The sequence below is a fragment of the Chitinophaga sp. YIM B06452 genome (assembly GCF_039655965.1).
Classification (GTDB): Bacteria; Bacteroidota; Bacteroidia; order Chitinophagales; family Chitinophagaceae; genus Chitinophaga.
Genome location: NZ_JAWLKY010000004.1, coordinates 183,882 through 200,822 on the forward strand (window position 1 = coordinate 183,882; position 16,941 = coordinate 200,822).

General features: G+C 53.0%; 12 protein-coding genes. 7 read left to right on the top strand and 5 right to left on the bottom strand.

The window, feature by feature from the left end; translation table 11 throughout:
• Positions 1 to 17 precede the first annotated feature (17 nt).
• From R3I13_RS20725 to R3I13_RS20750, 6 genes are all read left to right on the top strand, one after another.
• Entirely contained in the window at positions 18 to 848 is an 831-nt protein-coding gene (locus R3I13_RS20725; protein ID WP_346319884.1) for an amidohydrolase family protein, read from the top strand.
• A 13-nt stretch (positions 849 to 861) separates the two neighbouring features.
• Positions 862 to 1,644 carry an SDR family oxidoreductase gene (locus R3I13_RS20730; RefSeq protein ID WP_346319885.1) on the top strand — a complete coding sequence of 261 codons (783 nt, stop codon included), beginning with the start codon at positions 862 to 864 and terminating at the stop codon, positions 1,642 to 1,644.
• A gap of 62 nt (positions 1,645 to 1,706) precedes the next feature.
• Positions 1,707 to 3,011 carry an L-fucose:H+ symporter permease gene (gene fucP / locus R3I13_RS20735; RefSeq protein ID WP_346319886.1) on the top strand — a complete coding sequence of 435 codons (1,305 nt, stop codon included), beginning with the start codon at positions 1,707 to 1,709 and terminating at the stop codon, positions 3,009 to 3,011.
• An 87-nt stretch (positions 3,012 to 3,098) separates the two neighbouring features.
• On the top strand, positions 3,099 to 3,842 hold the full coding sequence (locus tag R3I13_RS20740) for an MbnP family protein (RefSeq protein ID WP_346319887.1): 744 nt from the start codon (positions 3,099 to 3,101) through the stop codon (positions 3,840 to 3,842).
• Entirely contained in the window at positions 3,839 to 4,882 is a 1,044-nt protein-coding gene (locus R3I13_RS20745) for a cytochrome-c peroxidase (protein ID WP_346319888.1), read from the top strand. The genes R3I13_RS20740 and R3I13_RS20745 overlap by 4 nt, the downstream gene beginning before the upstream one ends.
• A 111-nt stretch (positions 4,883 to 4,993) precedes the next feature.
• Positions 4,994 to 5,407, top strand: a complete 414-nt coding sequence (locus R3I13_RS20750) for a septal ring lytic transglycosylase RlpA family protein (protein WP_346319889.1) — start codon at positions 4,994 to 4,996, stop codon at positions 5,405 to 5,407.
• A gap of 80 nt (positions 5,408 to 5,487) precedes the next feature.
• On the opposite strand, the gene R3I13_RS20755 is transcribed toward R3I13_RS20750, so the two are convergent.
• From R3I13_RS20755 to R3I13_RS20775, 5 genes are all read right to left on the bottom strand, one after another.
• Positions 5,488 to 6,048, bottom strand: a complete 561-nt coding sequence (locus tag R3I13_RS20755) for a DNA-3-methyladenine glycosylase I (protein ID WP_346319890.1) — start codon at positions 6,046 to 6,048, stop codon at positions 5,488 to 5,490.
• The gene (locus tag R3I13_RS20760) at positions 6,048 to 8,255 is read right to left on the bottom strand and encodes a DUF4954 family protein (protein WP_346319891.1); all 2,208 of its coding nucleotides are present in this window, start codon (positions 8,253 to 8,255) and stop codon (positions 6,048 to 6,050) included. Before R3I13_RS20760 ends, R3I13_RS20755 begins: the two co-directional genes overlap by 1 nt.
• 7 nt (positions 8,256 to 8,262) lie before the next feature.
• Positions 8,263 to 10,101: a glutamine--fructose-6-phosphate transaminase (isomerizing) gene (gene glmS, locus R3I13_RS20765; protein ID WP_346319892.1), complete on the bottom strand. Its 1,839-nt coding sequence runs from the start codon at positions 10,099 to 10,101 to the stop codon at positions 8,263 to 8,265.
• A gap of 101 nt (positions 10,102 to 10,202) precedes the next feature.
• The gene (locus R3I13_RS20770) at positions 10,203 to 13,820 is read right to left on the bottom strand and encodes a TraB/GumN family protein (RefSeq protein WP_346319893.1); all 3,618 of its coding nucleotides are present in this window, start codon (positions 13,818 to 13,820) and stop codon (positions 10,203 to 10,205) included.
• A 106-nt stretch (positions 13,821 to 13,926) separates the two neighbouring features.
• Complete coding sequence (locus R3I13_RS20775) at positions 13,927 to 16,281, bottom strand: prolyl oligopeptidase family serine peptidase (RefSeq protein WP_346319894.1); 2,355 nt, start codon at positions 16,279 to 16,281, stop codon at positions 13,927 to 13,929.
• 86 nt (positions 16,282 to 16,367) lie between these two features.
• Between R3I13_RS20775 and R3I13_RS20780 the strand changes: the two genes are divergently transcribed.
• Positions 16,368 to 16,910 carry a histidine phosphatase family protein gene (locus tag R3I13_RS20780; RefSeq protein ID WP_346319895.1) on the top strand — a complete coding sequence of 181 codons (543 nt, stop codon included), beginning with the start codon at positions 16,368 to 16,370 and terminating at the stop codon, positions 16,908 to 16,910.
• Positions 16,911 to 16,941 lie beyond the last annotated feature (31 nt).

Here is a 16,941-nt window from a genome sequence, read left to right on the forward strand (position 1 = left end):
AGACCTTATTCAACGTTATGATCATAGACGCTCATCAGCATTTCTGGCAATTCGATCCCGTACGCGACGCGTGGATCACTGAAGATATGCAAGTGATCCGGAAGGATTTTTTACCCGCAGACCTTGCGCCCGTGCTGAAAGCAAACGGGGTAGAGGGCTGCGTGGCCGTTCAGGCGGATCAGAGCGAAGCGGAAACGGAATTCCTGCTGCAGCTGGCCCGCGAGAACAGTTTTGTTAAAGGCGTGGTAGGTTGGGTTGATCTCAGGGCGGCCAATATCAAAAGCAGGCTTGAACATTTCACGCAGTTCCCCGCGCTGAAAGGTTTCCGCCATATCGTACAGGGCGAGCCCGACAAAAATTTCCTGCTGCGCGAAGACTTCTGCAAAGGCATTGCCGCGCTTGCGGAGTACGATTTCACATACGACATCCTCGTGTATCCGCACCAGCTGCCCGCTGTGGCCGAATTTGTAAAAAAATTCAAAGACCAGCCGCTGGTGTTAGACCATCTCGCCAAACCCGATTTCGAAACCGGGGAGCTGAAGGGATGGGAACAGCACATCCGCGACATTGCCCGTTATAAAAATGTGTATTGCAAGCTCAGCGGCATGGTAACCGAAGCGGACCTGCAGAACTGGAAACAGGAAGACTTCACGCCTTTCCTCGAAGTGGCGCTGGAAGCCTTCGGGCCGGACAGGCTGATGTTCGGCTCAGACTGGCCGGTGTGCCTCCTCGCAGCGGAATACGAAGAGGTGCTGGGCATCGTGCAGCACTTCGTGGGCAAACTGTCTGCCGCAGAACAGCGGCAGATCATGGGCGGCAACGCCGTGGAATTTTATAAACTCAATTAAACCGTACATCAACATGAATCTCGGGTTACAGGATAAAGTAGTGATCGTTACCGGCGGAGCCAAAGGCATTGGCGAAGCCATTGCAAAACTCGTTGCTGCCGAAGGCGGCATTGTTGTGATTGCGGGCCGCAAGGCGGAAGACAATGAAAAAACCGTTGCCGCCATCCGCCGGCAGGGCGGCAGGGCGTTTGGCATAGAAGCGGAGCTGGGCAGAACGGAAGACTGCAAAAAAGTGATAGACGTTACCGTGAAAGAGTTCGGTAAAATAGACGGCCTGATCAACAACGCAGGCGCCAACGACGGCGTGGGACTGGAAAGCGGCAGCCCTGAGAAGTTCATGGCTTCCCTGCAAAACAATCTCAGTCATTATTACAACCTGGCGCATTACGCGCTGCCTTACCTGAAAGCTACCAAAGGCAATATCGTGAACATCGGTTCCAAAGTGGCTGCCACAGGGCAGGGCAATACATCCGGCTACGCCGCTTCCAAAGGCGCCATCAACGCGCTCACGCGCGAATGGGCTGTGGAGCTGCTGCCTTTTTCCGTGAGGGTGAACACGGTGATACCCGCCGAAGTATGGACGCCGCTGTACGAAACCTGGATCAATTCACTGCCCAACCCGCAGGAGAAACTGAAATCCATCGTATCGAAAATTCCGCTGGAGCACAGGATGACCACTTCAGAAGAGATCGCGGCCATGACGGTGTTCCTGCTGAGCGGGCTTTCCTCGCACACTACCGGCCAGATCGTGTATGTAGATGGCGGTTACACGCACCTGGACCGTTCCATCAGCTGATAAAAGAGATATCAACCAACGACGAATTCCACATTATAATCATTCACCTAAAACGCAATAACATGGCAGGCGGCGCAGCTTCCACAACCAGTTATACTACCGCTTCACCGGGCTCAAAAAGCGCGAATTATTTATTCCCGTTTATCCTGGTTACCAGTTTGTTTTTTTTGTGGGCTCTGATTCACAATCTCAGCCCTATTTTAATACCACACCTTAAAAAAGCATGCAGATTAACGGATACACAGTCATCGTTCATTGACTCAGCTATTTTTATCGCCTATTTCCTTTTGGGTTTGCCGGCGGGCTATTTTATGAAGCGGTTTGGGTTTAAGGCTGGTATAGTATTAGGGTTGCTGATTTATGCAGCAGGCGCCCTGCTGTTTATACCTGCGGCAAATAGCGGTGAATATTCATTTTTCCTGCTTGCACTTTTTGTGATCGCTTCAGGTCTTACATTTCTTGAAACTGCCGCTAATCCATATGTTACGATTCTTGGGAAGCCGGAGACCGCCACTTTAAGGCTAAACCTTGCACAATGTTTCAACGGTGTAGGTGCTTTCGTAGGACCATTGATCGGGGCAGAATTTATCCTCTCGGGTAAAGAGATGAGCGAAGCGGAGCTGAATGCTATGCCGGCTGCCGAATTGCAGGCATACCTGTCTGCGGAAGCCGCTGCCGTGAAGATGCCCTACACGATCATTGGCATCGTGGTGATTCTGATCGCAGTTTTGTTCATCTTTACCAAGCTGCCGGACATCAAAGAACAACATGAAGCTAAAGACGCAAAACCGGAAAATGAAGGAAGTATTTTCAGGCATCGTCATCTTATCGCGGCTATCATTACTCAGTTCTTTTACGTTGGTGCCCAAGTTGGTGTAAATGCTTTCTTCATCCGTTTTGCGAGGTTTGCAGGCAATATGCCGGAAAAGGAAGCGGCTTATCTGCTGGGAGCAGTGGCCGGCCTTGGATTTATGATCGGCCGTTTTGTAGGTACTTTCCTGATGCGTTACATCAAACCGCATACGTTGCTGGCGCTATATGCATTATTGAACGTAATATTGGTCCTGATCGCGATGACTACCAAAGGAGATGTGGCCATTTGGGCAGTACTGGCTGTGCCTTTCTTTATGTCGATCATGTTTCCGACAATATTTTCGCTTGGACTGGAAGGATTAGGCGTAGGGCATACTAAACTGGGTTCGTCCCTACTGGTAATGTCCATTGCGGGCGGTGCTATTTGCCCACCCCTGATGGGCCTTGTTTCTGATGCTTCGAATATCCAGATGGCTTATCTTGTGCCACTGGCTTGTTTTGCAGTCGTGTTGTGGTTCGCTGTCAAAGGATATAAGCTCGATAGGGCTTCATAATCTGATTTAAATCTTCATAAAAAACGCTGCAACGCCACCCGGTTTTGCAGCGTTTTTTATGTAACTTTATTAGCATAACTCCGGACCATGAAGCCATATTTTCTCCTGACCATGCTCTTTTTGCTATGCATCGCCTGTAAAAAGGACAAACAGGAGCAGGGCAACATCCAGGTAACCTTCAAAAACGTCGTAAACGGCGTGCCCCTTTCACTCGGTATCGCCGCCCCTTACACCAATGCCAACGGGGAAGTCTTTACCGTCAGCGCTTTCAAATACTACATCACCAATATTTCCCTCGTAAGACTGGATAATACCGTGCAACGCATCGGCGATACCTATTTTTTGATCGACGAAAGCGTGCCAGCATCCAAAGTGATCACGTTCCCGGTGCCAAAGGGCGAATACAGGGGCATTTCTTTTAAGATAGGAGTAGATAGCGCGCGGAATGTAAGCGGCGCGCAAACGGGCGCGCTGGACCCCGTGAACGGCATGTTCTGGAGCTGGAACAGCGGCTATATCATGGCGAAGATGGAAGGCAACAGTCCTTCGTCTGCCGCCCCCGGCCAGGCGCTTACCTATCATATCGGCGGCTTCAAAGGCAACTATAACGCCGTGCAGGACGTACAACTGATCAGCCCGATCAGCCTGAGCGTGGCCGCGGAAAGAAAACCTTCATTGACCATCACGGCGGATTTGTATAACTGGTTCACCGGCGTAAACCTGGTGAAATTCAGCGACAACGCCACCATCCACGTGCCCGGAGAGCTGGCCTGGAAGATCTCTGTCAACTACCGCTCGATGTTTAAGATCACCGACGTATCAGACCTTTGAAAAAATATCTCATATACACATGCTGCCTGTTCCTGCTCATCTGGAGCTGCAGGAAAAACAAGGACGTGAGGTCCGGCCCAACGCCGTATACCCTCAACCTCCCGTCCAATTTTCCCGCGCCGGTGTACGACATGAGTGGTAACCCGCTTACGGAAGAAGGCATTGCCCTGGGCCGCCGTTTGTTCTATGATCCCCGCCTTTCCCGCGACAGCACTATCTCCTGCGGGTTCTGCCACCAGCAGTTCGCCGCTTTCGCCCACTTCGACCATCCGCTGAGCCATGGCATAGACAACCGCACCGGCCTGCGTTCCGTTCCCGGCTTGTTTAACCTCATCTGGCAAAAGGATTTTATGTGGGATGGCGGCGTGAACCACCTGGAAGTGCAGCCGCTTACGCCCATTACGGACCCCAACGAAATGGGCGAGGACCTTGCCCGCCTGATCACCCGCCTGAACGGGGATCAGAAGTACCGGAACTTATTCAGGGACGCATTCGGTGAAGGAGAGATCAATTCACAGAAATTATTCAAAGCGCTGGCACAGTTCATGGCCACGATGAATTCTTTCAACTCCAAATACGACAGCGTGATGCGCGGAGCGCCCGGCGTACAATTCACCGCCGAAGAAGCGGGCGGTTACGCCACTTTCCAGGCCAAATGCGCATCTTGCCACAAAGAACCGTTGTTTACAGACGGCTCGTTCCGCAACAACGGCCTTCCCTATAACCCCTACCTCCACGATGCGGGCCGCATGCGCATTACCAACAGTACCGGCGATTATTTAAAGTTTAAAGTGCCGTCGCTGCGCAATGTGATCAAAAGCCCGCCCTACATGCATGATGGCAGGTATTATGACCTGTTTGACGTATTTTTGCATTATGCTGACAGCATAGTTCAAACCCCCACCATAGATCCTTTAGTGAAGAACCGGATCCCGTTGAGCGCACAGGAGCAAAGAGAACTCTACTTTTTCCTGAATACGCTCACAGACCCAGGGTTTATCAACAGTAAGTCTTTAAGCGAAATATTGATAACTGATTGATAATTAATTTATTAAACTCATTTTAACAAAACAGGAACATATCTTTAACCATTTCTGGCAGGAATTTTGCCAATTCCCCGTGTCATGTTAAAAAAAATATTAAATAAAATTGTGAAGTGTGCAGCGGCAGCGCTGTTGATCCTTTCCATCGGCGCAGTTCCCGCAATGGCGCAGAAGAAAGTGACCAACATGCCTACCACGGGGATTGCGAGCTATTATGCCCAGAAATTCCATGGTAGGAAGACCGCCAGCGGGGAAGTATTTGATAACACCGCCATGACGGCAGCGCATAATTCGCTTCCGCTCGGCACCATGATCAAGGTGACCAATATACGGAACAACCGTTGGGTAGTGGTGAAAGTAACAGACCGCCTGCATCACGCCAACCGCAGGATCGTGGACCTTACGCAGGCCGCGGCAAAGCAGCTTGGATTCATTCACTGGGGCCTTACGAAGGTGAAAGTGGAAGTGGTGACCAAAGAATTTGTAAACAGCCTTCCTTTCTGGGAAATGGCACTGAATTAAGTACGTCCAAATAAAATGTCAATGGCCGTGATCTGCCTGAAAAGGTGGATCCCGGCCATTTTTATAAGTATTGTTGTTAATTAAGGCTGATACTTCCAGCAGCCCTGCACATGATCGTTCACCATGCCGGTAGCCTGCATATATGCATAACAGATAGTGGAACCCACGAATTTGAAGCCCCTCTTCAGCAGGTCTTTGCTCATCGCATCAGACGCCGCTGTTTTGGCCGGCACCTGGCTCATGCTTTTAAAGCGGTTGAGAACAGGCTGGTGGCCTACAAACTGCCAGATGTACCTGTCAAAGCTGCCGAATTCCTTTTGTACGGCCAGGAAGGCTTTGGCATTGGAAATACAGGCGCGTATCTTCAGCTGGTTGCGGATAATACCAGGGTCTTGCAGGAGCTTTTCTATTTTCTTTTCCGTGTATTTCGCGATCTTCTGCGCATCCCAGTTGTCGAACGCTTTGCGGTAATTTTCCCTTTTGGTGAGTACGGTATACCAGCTGAGGCCGGCCTGCGCGCCTTCCAGGCAAAGCATTTCGAAGAGCTTTGTATCATCGTGGCAGGGAGTGCCCCATTCATGGTCGTGGTAATCCATGTACAGCTGGTCTTTGGTGCTCCAGCCGCATCTTTGTTTTTCCATTACAGTTCCCACTTTTTGATCAGCTCTTTTACCTGCTTTTTATAGGTTTTCAGCATGGCGATGGTTTGCTGGATAAAGCTGTTGTCTTCCAGCTTGCCCACCACTGCTTCCATTTCCTCCGTGTTTTCGTAGGTCATCTGGCGGAAAGGATTGAGATAATCCTTTTCGCGGGAGTGATAAATACCTTCGGTGATCATACCATAAGTGTATACGGACTGATCGAGGAATTTTTTGAACTGTGCGGCAGTGAGTTCTTTCGGGCTGAGCTGATGCAGGTGGAGCAGGCAGGCCAGGGCATGCTGCAGTTTATCTTCATCATATTTCCCGCCCAGCTGGCGGTATACTTCATGCAGCTGGGGCCAGCTGCCGATCTTTCCTTTGCGGATGCGCTGTTTCACGTCTTCAAGATCGTCCGCTTTAACAAGCTGCCCGCCAACGTTGCTCCAGGCGCCTCTTTTGCATTGTTTCAGGTAAGCCTGCAAAGCGGGGAACGATTGAATATTGCGTTCGGCTGCCTGCTGCAATAAATTCTTCACGGCATACAGCACGATCAGTTCACGGAAGAGGGGATACGCTTTATGCACTTTCAGCAGTTGCACTTTGCGGGAAGAATTCTCTATCTGCTCGCCCAGTATTTCCATGCGGGCCACTTTGGCGTTTTCTTCCAGCAGCAGTTTTTTACCGGCTTGCTGGATGGATTTTTTCCCTGCTTTATCTTTTTCTTTTTCCTGCAAAGAGGCCTTGCCCACGGCCAGTTCCATCAGCTCCAGCGCTTCCAGCAGCTCTTCGGCGGAATCCGGCGCCAGGTAATCGTATTCGATGTGCTGCGTTTTATCTGTCCGTTTATCGCGGTCCACGTATTTCCAGGAGTTGCGCGCAAGCGCATACATGTTGTGCAGGAACCAATAGCCTGGCATGATGCGCAGGCAGTCGTCGTGCTCGTCGTTTACTACCAGGCTGAACGGAAACGGTATGCGCAGCTCGCTCATATAGTTGCCTTTGGCGATGAGTGTGAAGCTGGCGAATTTGGAATTGTGTTTCAGCGTAACGCTCAGGCCGGGCCAGAAGCCGCGCCCGGCAATGATCTCGCCGTCTGCCCCGCGGGAATTGTGGTTGCTGCCGATGGTGGCGCCGGCGGCCATATTGCTTTGCCCCATGATGAGCGCGGCGCAGAGGAATGAGTTGTTGTGGTGCTGTTCGTGCGCGGGAAATATGAGTGAATTCAACACTTCGCAGCAGGAAATGGTCGCGTTGTTGCCCAGATAGGAGTTGATCAGGCGCGCGCCGTATTTCAGCTGGGAATGGGAGGCCATGATGAAACGCACGGCCTTCACGCCGTAGAACACCCTGCAGCCCAGCCCTACGATGCCGTTCACCAGCTCGCAGCCTTCGCCGATCTGTGAAGGAGCGCCGGCTTCGCTGTTGATGGTGAGGTTCTTGAGCTTGTTGGCGCCTTTGATGTATGCGTCTGACCCAACGGTCACATCTTTGATGATGTTGCAATGTTTGATCACGGTGCGGTCGCCCACCATGCCGTAATACCCGCGTTTTTTGTCGAATTGTTTTTCGGTGAATGCTTTGAACTGGTCCATCAGTGCCTGGTCGTTGCGGTTGCGCGTCCAGAGCCAGGCATCGCCGGGCAGCATGCCGTCAAACGGCATTACGCTGCGGCCGCCGTTCTCATTGCAGAGTTCCAGCCAGATGCGCACGCTGTCGGGCTCGCCTTCTTTCACAATGCCGTTGCCGAATTTAGCATGATCGGTGGTAGCCATTTCGTTCACATTGGCGATCATCACTTCATTGCCGATGATGTAGTGGGAGAGGAAATTGACGTTGTGCACCACTACATTGTCCCCGAAGTCGCAGGAGGCGATGGTGCTGTTGTACAGGCCTACCGGCAGGCGCAGGTTGTGGAATTCGAGGAAATACGGCTCCAGCTTGCCGATACGTACCATGCCGAAAAAGTGGCAGTGCTGCACGAGGTTCGGATCGAAGTCGTTGTCCACGAAAATATTGTTCCAGTCGTCTGAAGTATTATCGTTGCGCACCAGTGTTTCAATTTCACCGGCTTTCAGCTTGCGGTGAACGGTTTCTTTGCCACGCTGCTGGTCGCGAAGGTAGTATTCGTTCTTCCCTTCAGGAAGGTAACGTTCGTCAACGAACTGGTAACCCAGCTGGCTGAGCGGTTTCTTTTCTATATGGTTCATACGGATACTATTCTACGGTTACAGACTTGGCGAGGTTACGCGGTTTGTCCACATCATAACCTTTGGACACGCCGATATGATAAGCCAGCAACTGCAGCGGGATCACTGAAATGATCGGCGCCACCAGCTCATCCGCTTCAGGCACCACGATCACATCGTCCGCCATGCCGGGTATCACCTGGTCGCCTTCGGTGGTAATGGCGATCACCTTGCCTTTCCGCGCCTTGATCTCCTGGATGTTAGACACGATCTTTTCATAATAGCTGTCTTTGGTAGCCACGAACACCACAGGCAGGTTCTCGTCTACCAGCGCAATGGGCCCGTGTTTCATCTCGGCGGCGGGGTAGCCTTCCGCGTGGATGTAGGAGATCTCTTTCAGCTTGAGGGCTCCTTCCAGCGCGATGGGGAAGTTGTAGCCCCGGCCCAGGTAAAGGAAATCGCGGGCGTCTTTATATTTTTCGGCGATGGCTTTCACCTGGTCATTCAGCTTGAGGGCGGTGGCCACTTTTTCTGAAACGTCTTCCAGCTCGTCCAGCAGGTGCTGGAAGCGCTGCGGGGTGATGGTGCCTTTGGCTTCTGCGATCTTCAGGCCAATGAGGCTCAGTACGGCCAGCTGCGCGGTAAATGCCTTTGTGCTGGCTACGCCTATTTCAGGGCCTGCATGCGTGTATACGCCGCCGTTAGACAGGCGGGCGATGGAAGAACCCACCACGTTGCACACGCCGAGGATGATCGCGCCTTTTTCTTTGGCGCTCTCCATGGCTACCAGCGTATCCGCGGTTTCGCCGGACTGTGATACGGCAATGATCACGTCGCCCTTGCCCACCACCGGGTTGCGGTACCGGAACTCGGAAGCGTATTCCACTTCCACCGGTATGCGGCACAGCTCTTCGATCATGTATTCCGCCACCAGGCCGGCATGCCAGCTGGTGCCGCAGGCCACGATGATGATGCGGCGCGCTTCCTTCAACATGTCCATGTGTTCGCGGAGGCCGCCCAGCGTGAGTTTTCCGGCTTTGGCGTCCAGCCTTCCCCTTAAGCTGTCAAATATGGTCTGCGGCTGCTCGAACACTTCCTTGAGCATAAAGTGGTCGTAACCGCCTTTTTCGATGGCGGCCAGCTCTATGTCCAGCTTTTGTATGTAAGGGGTTTGTATTTCGTTGGAAATATTTTTCAGGATAAGTTCGTCGGCACGGAGTATCGCGATCTCATAGTCGTTCACATACACCACTTCCTTGGTATATTCCACGATGGGCGATGCGTCTGACGCGAGGAAGTGCTCGCCTTTGCCCACGCCTATCACGAGGGGGCTGCCCTTGCGCGCGGCGATCAGCGTATCCGGCTTGTCCTCATCCACGATCACGATCACGTAAGCGCCTACCACTCTTTTCAGCGCAATGCGCACGGCTTCTTCGGTGGAGCAGCTGTTGGATTGTTTGATCTCCTGGATAAAATGGATCAATACTTCTGTATCGGTGTCGCTGGTGAAGTGATGCCCTTTGTTGAGCAGTTCCTGCTTCAGCTGCGCATAGTTTTCGATGATGCCGTTGTGCACCATGGCCAGCTTGCCGTCTCCGCTCAGGTGGGGATGCGCGTTCCTGTCGCTGGGCTCGCCGTGCGTTGCCCAGCGCGTATGGCCGATAGCAATATGGCTTTTGAGGTCTTTGCCCAGCACATAGTCCTCCAGCTCGGATACCTTACCTTTTTTCTTATAGACTTTAAGATTCCCGCCATTCAGCAAAGCGACGCCCGCACTGTCATAGCCGCGGTATTCAAGGCGTTTGAGTCCTTTTAATACGACAGGATATGCTTCCCGCTGGCCGATATAGGCTACTATTCCACACATGGATACAATAAGGTTTTTTAAGGTTAAAAATTGAGAATAGGGGCTCAAAGTAAGACTTCTGCCGCAAATAAAAAAAGAGGCCGCGCTGGCAGCCTCTTTCATCAGTCCATATCATATGACTGGCTTCCGGGCCCCCAGCCGTACCGGTTGCGGTATTTTACATGCCTGATCGCTTTGGTGAACTGCTCCTGCCAGGGCTTATCCGCCAGGAAAGGCAGTTCCGTAAGCTGGGTAAGCGCATCCGCTGCGCTCAGCTCTTTCCCGTTCTCCGGCTGCATGCCGCTCACGGCCAGCAACCAGCGGTCGCTCTCTTTTTTGCGGTATTTATAAATATAAACGGTCCCCTTGCGGAAGCGGTGCATGGTTTGCTGCTTGGCCAGCAGCACGAGGGTGTCTATCCTGGTGTCGTAGCTTTCCGTGGTGTACAATATGCTGCGGGCAATGGATTCCTGTTTGGCGTATTTTGCGGGGAATTTGCCTGTCATGCCGATCTTTTCCAGCGCTTCCCACAGCTTCACGCGATATTTTTCACGGCCGGCAATGTCTTCCAGCAGGCTGTCTGCCACGGGGAGCTTGTTGCGCAGGTATAGCTGTGCGCGCAGTATCTGCTGGCCGCTGTTCTTCATGGTTTCATAGCGGGCGAAAAAACGTTCCGCATTCTTGTTGGTGTTCCGGTAGGGCAGTAGCATCACCGCGAAATTGTGGAGCGGGTAGTTTTCGTAATTGGCTGCTTCTATAGACAATTCGGTTTCTTCGTCGTGTCCGTTTGCCTCCTGCTCGCGCGATAATTGTTTCTGCAGGTGCACACGCGCGTCGAAAGCGATCTGGTTGACCTGTTCTTTGTAGACCCCAGGACTGATGTAGCCGCTATCCGCCAGTTCAGACAGCAGGGTGTACACCTGGTTCTTGTAGTCGGTGAGGGCGGTGAATTGCATCAGGTCGGGAAACAGGGCGGCGCTGAGCCGGAGGGAGTCGTAGAGCGGCGTGAAGAGGCCCGAGGGCTGGTTCATTTCACCGAAAACAGGTATTTCCTTCAATACCAGTTCCCTGAACACATCGTGCGCTTCGCGGGTTTGCTGGTGAAGCAAAGCGGTGAGGATGCTGAACTGGAGGGAAGATGTGTCGTTGGCCGCCTGGTAAGCCTGGCGCAGGAAAGGCAGTATGTCCGGGTGTTTGATAGTGCCGAGCTGTTCTACCAGGTCGTTCTTTACTTCAAAATAATTCTTTTCGGAAGCGCTCCAGCCTTTGATCATCCTGATCAGCGCGGGCGCGTCCTCATCCCGGTAGTTGACGTTGACGATAGACTGGCGGGCCTGTTTGCGGAAAACGCTGTCTTTGCTGTAAAAATCCTCCAGCAAAAGCGGCGTTTTGCTGCGGTAGATGGAAGTGCCTGCCAGCGTGTCTTCCGGCGTAAAGGTGTCGTAAAAAGTGGTGATGAAGGCCGATGGACCGCTGATATTGTCTGTGATGGACGACAGGGTATATACAGCGCCTTTGCGCAGGAAAACTTTATACAGGAAATTCTTTGTGCTGTTGGTGTCGCGCATTTGGTACAAACAGCTTTCCCATCCAGGCAGCTTCTCGTATTTTTTTGCGTATACAACGAGGTCGCCGTTGTTGGAAAGGCTTTTTTCTTTATTGTTCCAGTATTCGGCGCTGTCTTTCACGCTGTAGTACCGGTGTATCTTCTGGAAGCTGACATGAACGGTTTCCCCTGTGCTGTCTGACTGGAATTTCTGTTCTTTCACACTGTAGAGGTAGTCTGTATATTCTTCTTCATCCCCGTCATTGCCATTCCCGGCGAATTCTTCGGCAACGTCCCTGTCTTCGCCTTTCACGGCGGTTTGTACGGAGAAATATAACGCAGTGTCCTTATGCGCCTGGAAATTTTTATACTGCGGGTTCCGGAGGGTGAAGGTGTCGAAAAATTCCTGCGCGGTCTTTTTATCTTGCTGGTAGCGGGCAGAGAGCACGTAATAATTCGCGCCCTGCAGCAGGAAACGTGTTTGGGTGAAGCTATTGTCTGTATTCTGGTTCACGATCTCCAGGCAGGGGTGGCCGAGCCAGGTGAACAGCCGCCTGCTTTTCTGCTGTTTGATGAACTGCGACTGCTGGAAGCTTTCTTCCGCGAAGCTCAGCTCCACGGTATCTTCTTCAAGCATGCTGTAATCCTGTATGTTCTTGCGGATGATGAGATAGCTGTTGCCTGTTTTTTTGTCGAGCGCTTCGTACTCCTGTCTTTTACTCATGGAGCGGAGGGCCACGTTGTTGGAATGAACGGGTTGATGGGGGAGCTTCACGGAGAAGCTGCCTTCCGCGGGGTGGTAAATGCTCCAGTCTGGCATGGGCATTGGTTTCAGCCGGATGGATGCAAAGAAGCGGTCTGCCTCTTCGCCCGCGGCGTATTCCCCGTTGCCGCTGATCTTGAAAATGAATATCTCGAAGGGTGTGGCGAAAATATGGTAACGCTGGAGATCGCCGCGGCGGGTGCGGTTGCGGATGTCGAAACCGGTGTAGCCGCTGTTTTTGATCTGCTGCCGTGAAATGATCTTGCCGGGAATGTTCTCGTACAGCAGGCTGTCTATCTTCTGCAGCACGTCCTGCTCGGACTGCCCCAGGCTGAGTGCGTTGGTCTTGATGCGGCTCACGAGGTAATACGCGCCGTTCGCAAGGTCTGCATATTGCAGTTGCTGCAGCATGGTGAGATTGCTGAAATTATACAGCTTGCCGGGCAGCTCGGCTTGTATCCAGCCATCATCTGAAACATAAGGCCGGAACACGACGGGCGCTTTCATCTTTTCCAGCTGGTCTTTCTGCTCGCTGTCCCGGTTCGTAATACTGATGGGCCTCACGGTATAACCGGCTTTGCGGAGCATATGTATCAGCCCTCTTTCCCCGGGCAGGTGCGCGGCGCCCACGCCTGCAAACAGGCTCGATCTCCGGATAATGGAATCGATGGCTATGAACATGTTCTCATTGCGCTTGTAAAGGAATTTTTCCAGGAAAGCGGGAGAGCTGTTCTGTTTGTTGGAAAGGGAATCCAGCAGGTCCAGGTCGCCGCGGCGGTAGGCGTCGTTGAGGAGGTTGCGTGTTTCCGCCGGGCTGATATCGTAGGTGGAAGTGTTGTTCTTCCGGGTCTTTGCTTCTTTCGCCGCATCGCGGTAGGCTTCCAGCATCAGCCTTTCCGATTCTTCAAAACTTTCCACGCCGGTAGCCCTTTTGCCGAGCTTGCTGCCTACCTGGTAGATGTACATGTCGAGGAAAGTATCTTCTTCAAAATCTTCCTGCGAGCTGAAGGAGCGGTACAGCAGGTGGTTGATCATTTCAGGCCGGTAAGTGAGGCCATTCCGCACGAGGTCTCCATAGGAGCTGATGGTGAAAGCGTCTTTAGGCATCAGCGAGCGGCGGCTCATGGTGGTCATGTAGCTGCTGCTGAGCTTGAGCATCTTGCTTTTGGAAAAATCTTCCTGTAACTGCTGCGGGTCTGTTTCGAGGGAAACCACGTCTGCATTGCGGATGCAGTGGTAAAAGGAATCGCTGAGATGGAACGCGAGCTTGTTACTCACATGCATGGTGCCGAAAAGGTAAGAGGGCTTCGCCAGGTTGTTGCCGGTTATTTCCCAGAGAAGGCCCTGGTATTTCTGGCCGCTTTGCGCAAACGCTGCGCTGCACATGGCCAGGAGCAGGCACACCAGTACGCTTCTTTGCAAGTATTTCATGATAGGATCCCCGGGGATGATGATGCTTTCAAATATACTGAAAAAAAGATTGCAGTGCCCTGAAAGGCACTGCAATACTGGTATTTTGAGGGGCTGAGGCCCCGGTTTATTTTTGTAAAAGCACCCCGTTGAAGAGGCGGAGGATGCGTTTGTATTCGTCGGTCCAGCTGGCGGGCTCGGTGAAGCCGTGGTCTTCCACGGGATAAACGGCCAGTTCCCAGTTGTTTTTCCCCAGCTCTATCAGGCGCTGCGAGAGGCGCACGATATCCTGGAAATGAACGTTGGTATCCACCATTCCGTGGCACATCAGCAGGTGGCCTTTGAGCCCTTCCGCGAAGTAGATGGGAGAGGAGCGGCGGAACGCGATGCTGTCTGTATACGGCTCGTTGAGGATGTTGGAGGTATACCCGTGGTTGTAATGCGCCCAGTCTGTAACGGACCGCAGCGCTGCGCCCGCCGCGAAATCGTCTGGCGCGGTGAACAGGGCCATGAGGGTAATGAAACCGCCGTAGCTGCCGCCGTAAATGCCGATACGCTTGGGGTCCACGCCATGCTGCTGAGCGAGGAAACGCGCGCCGTCCACCTGGTCGGTAAGGTCTTTGCCGCCCATGTGCCGGTAAATGCCGGTGCGCCAATCCCTGCCGTAACCGGCGCTGCCGCGGTAGTCTATGTCCAGCACGGTGTAGCCCAGGTCTGTGAGCAGGTTGTGGAACATGTATTCGCGGTAATACTGGCTCCACCATTTATGCGCGTTTTGCAGGTAGCCTGCACCATGTACGAAGACGACGGCCGCGCCGTTGCGTTTGGCCGCATCGGGCGTGTAGAGACGTGCGTGCACGGTTTGGTTGTCGCGGGCTTTGAAGGTGACCACGTTCGCCTCGCGCCAGGGATATGCCTTGAACTCGTCCGTCATGGCGAGGTTGGTGACCTGGACCGGTTTTGCGCCGGCTTTGTTTTCCTGGAGATACAGTTCCCAGGGTTTGTTGGAAGCGGAATAACGGTAAGCGATCCATTTTTCATCGGGTGAAATGCTCACGGTATGCGCGCCGGTCATGGAAGTGATGCGTTCGGCCTTGCCGCCGGTTACAGGCAGGCGGTAGAATTGTTTTTCGCCGGGATGCACTTCGTTGGTGGTGATATAAAAATGTTGTTTGTTATGGGAAAGCTCGGTCTCCTGTACTTCGTAGTTGCCCTGCGTAAGCGCCTTCTTCTGTCCTGTGGCAACGTTGAAGGTATACAGGTGCGAATAGCCGGTGGCTTCGCTCTGGAACCAGCAGGTGTTCTCGTCTATCCATCCCAGGCTTCCCCAGCTGATGCCGGGCCCGCCCACCCAGGCTTCGTCGCGCTGGCGGTCCAGGGGCTTCAATGTGCCGGTAGCCGCGTCCAGCAGCATGATCCAGCGGTCTTTATTGTCCTGCGAACGGATGTTCACGATGCCGTGCGTGCCTTTTTCGGACCAGTACGGCCCGTTGATGATCACGCCGCGCGTAGCCCTTTTCACCGTGTCTTTGCCCGGGTAATCTTTGAGGTAATCGGGTTTATCGTTGATGCCGGGGATCGCCGATGTTTTGATGGCGATCACGGTATCGTTCAGCCGGTCGAATACAAAGGACTCGAAGGAAGGCTGCGGGGTGCCTACTTTGGCATTGGTGCGCAGCTCGCCGGTGAAACCGCTTTCTGTTACGAAATTGGGTACCATGGCGCCTTTGCTGGCAGCCGCTTCGCGGAATACACGGTATACGATGAAGCGGCCGTCCGGGCTTACGCGGGCGTCGGAGAGGGAGCGGTCGTCCAGGTAAAGGCTGCGCAGTTGCTCATTTTTGGGCAGGCTTTTGTTGAAAGCGGTCGCAGCGTCGGACTTCGCTTTTTTTTCTTTGATGGATTGGAACAGTTCCTGCTGCTGGTCTTTCAGGAATTGATCCTGCGCGTTCAGCCGCTCTGAACGTTCGGCGGGTTTGGCGCCGTTCACGAAATCGGTAAGCTGTTCTATCAGGCCGGTCTGTATTTCCCAGCTGAAAATATTGCGGTTGCGGCGGAAAAGAATGCGGCTGTCATGAAACCCGAATTCAGCGCCGCTTTCCAGCTCGGCCGTGCGGGTGATGCGCGTTTCTTTGCCGGAGGCAATGTCGCGGAGGAACACATCGCCCTGCCAGGTGTACACCATTTGCGTGCGGGGAACGTTGTAGCTGGCATTGGCCATTACCTGGATGTGCTGGCGCTCCGCGGGCAATGTTTTGCGGGGCTGATGCTGTGCAACGCTGATGCTGTAGAGTGAGTCTGCTGCGGCTTTTTCCGGGTTCCAGGAAAAATATACCGTTTTACCGTCTGCGCCCCAGAAGAGATTGTCCGGCGATGTGCCGATCCACTTCGGGTCGCGCATGATCTTTTCAATGGTCAGCGTTTGGGCATAGGTGGCGGCGGAAAGCAGGATAACCGCGGCCAGGAGTGATATTCTTTTCATCCGTTCAATTTAACCTGGGTTCATATTGGTTGATAGTGAATAATTTTTTAATTTGTTGCCACAAGATAATAACAAACCCTAGCACGATGATGCGTATTATGATGGCCGGTATGATGCTGGCGGGAATAATGGCTGCATGCGGCCAGCCGAAAAAGCCGGAGCGCGCAGTGACGCCGGTGGCGGAAGACAGCACATTCCTGACGGGCACTTTCTTCCTGGTGCGGCATGCGGAAAAAAATCCGGGGCGTGATTCCACCCTTACGGAAGAAGGAAGGCTGCGGGCGGGGAAGCTGTACCGTTTGCTGAAAGATTCAGCGGTCAGCCGTATTTATTCCACGCCGTTCAAACGCACGGTGCAAACGGGCGATTCGCTGCGCATCCTGGGCGGGGTAGACACTGCTTTTTACCAGCCTGATTCCACGGGAGAATCCTTGTTATACGAGATCAGCCGCCGCGGGGACTGGGGCAAACGCATCCTCGTGATCGGCCACAGCAACACCCTCATCCCGCTGCTCAAAAGCTTCAATACAAAGCCTGCAATGGATTCCATTGCAGACAAGGATTATGGCAACCTCTTCATTATTCATAAAGGGCTGAAAAAAGCGGAGTTGATAGAAAAACGGTATTAGAACGTCATTGCCCCAAAAAACGTCATTGCGA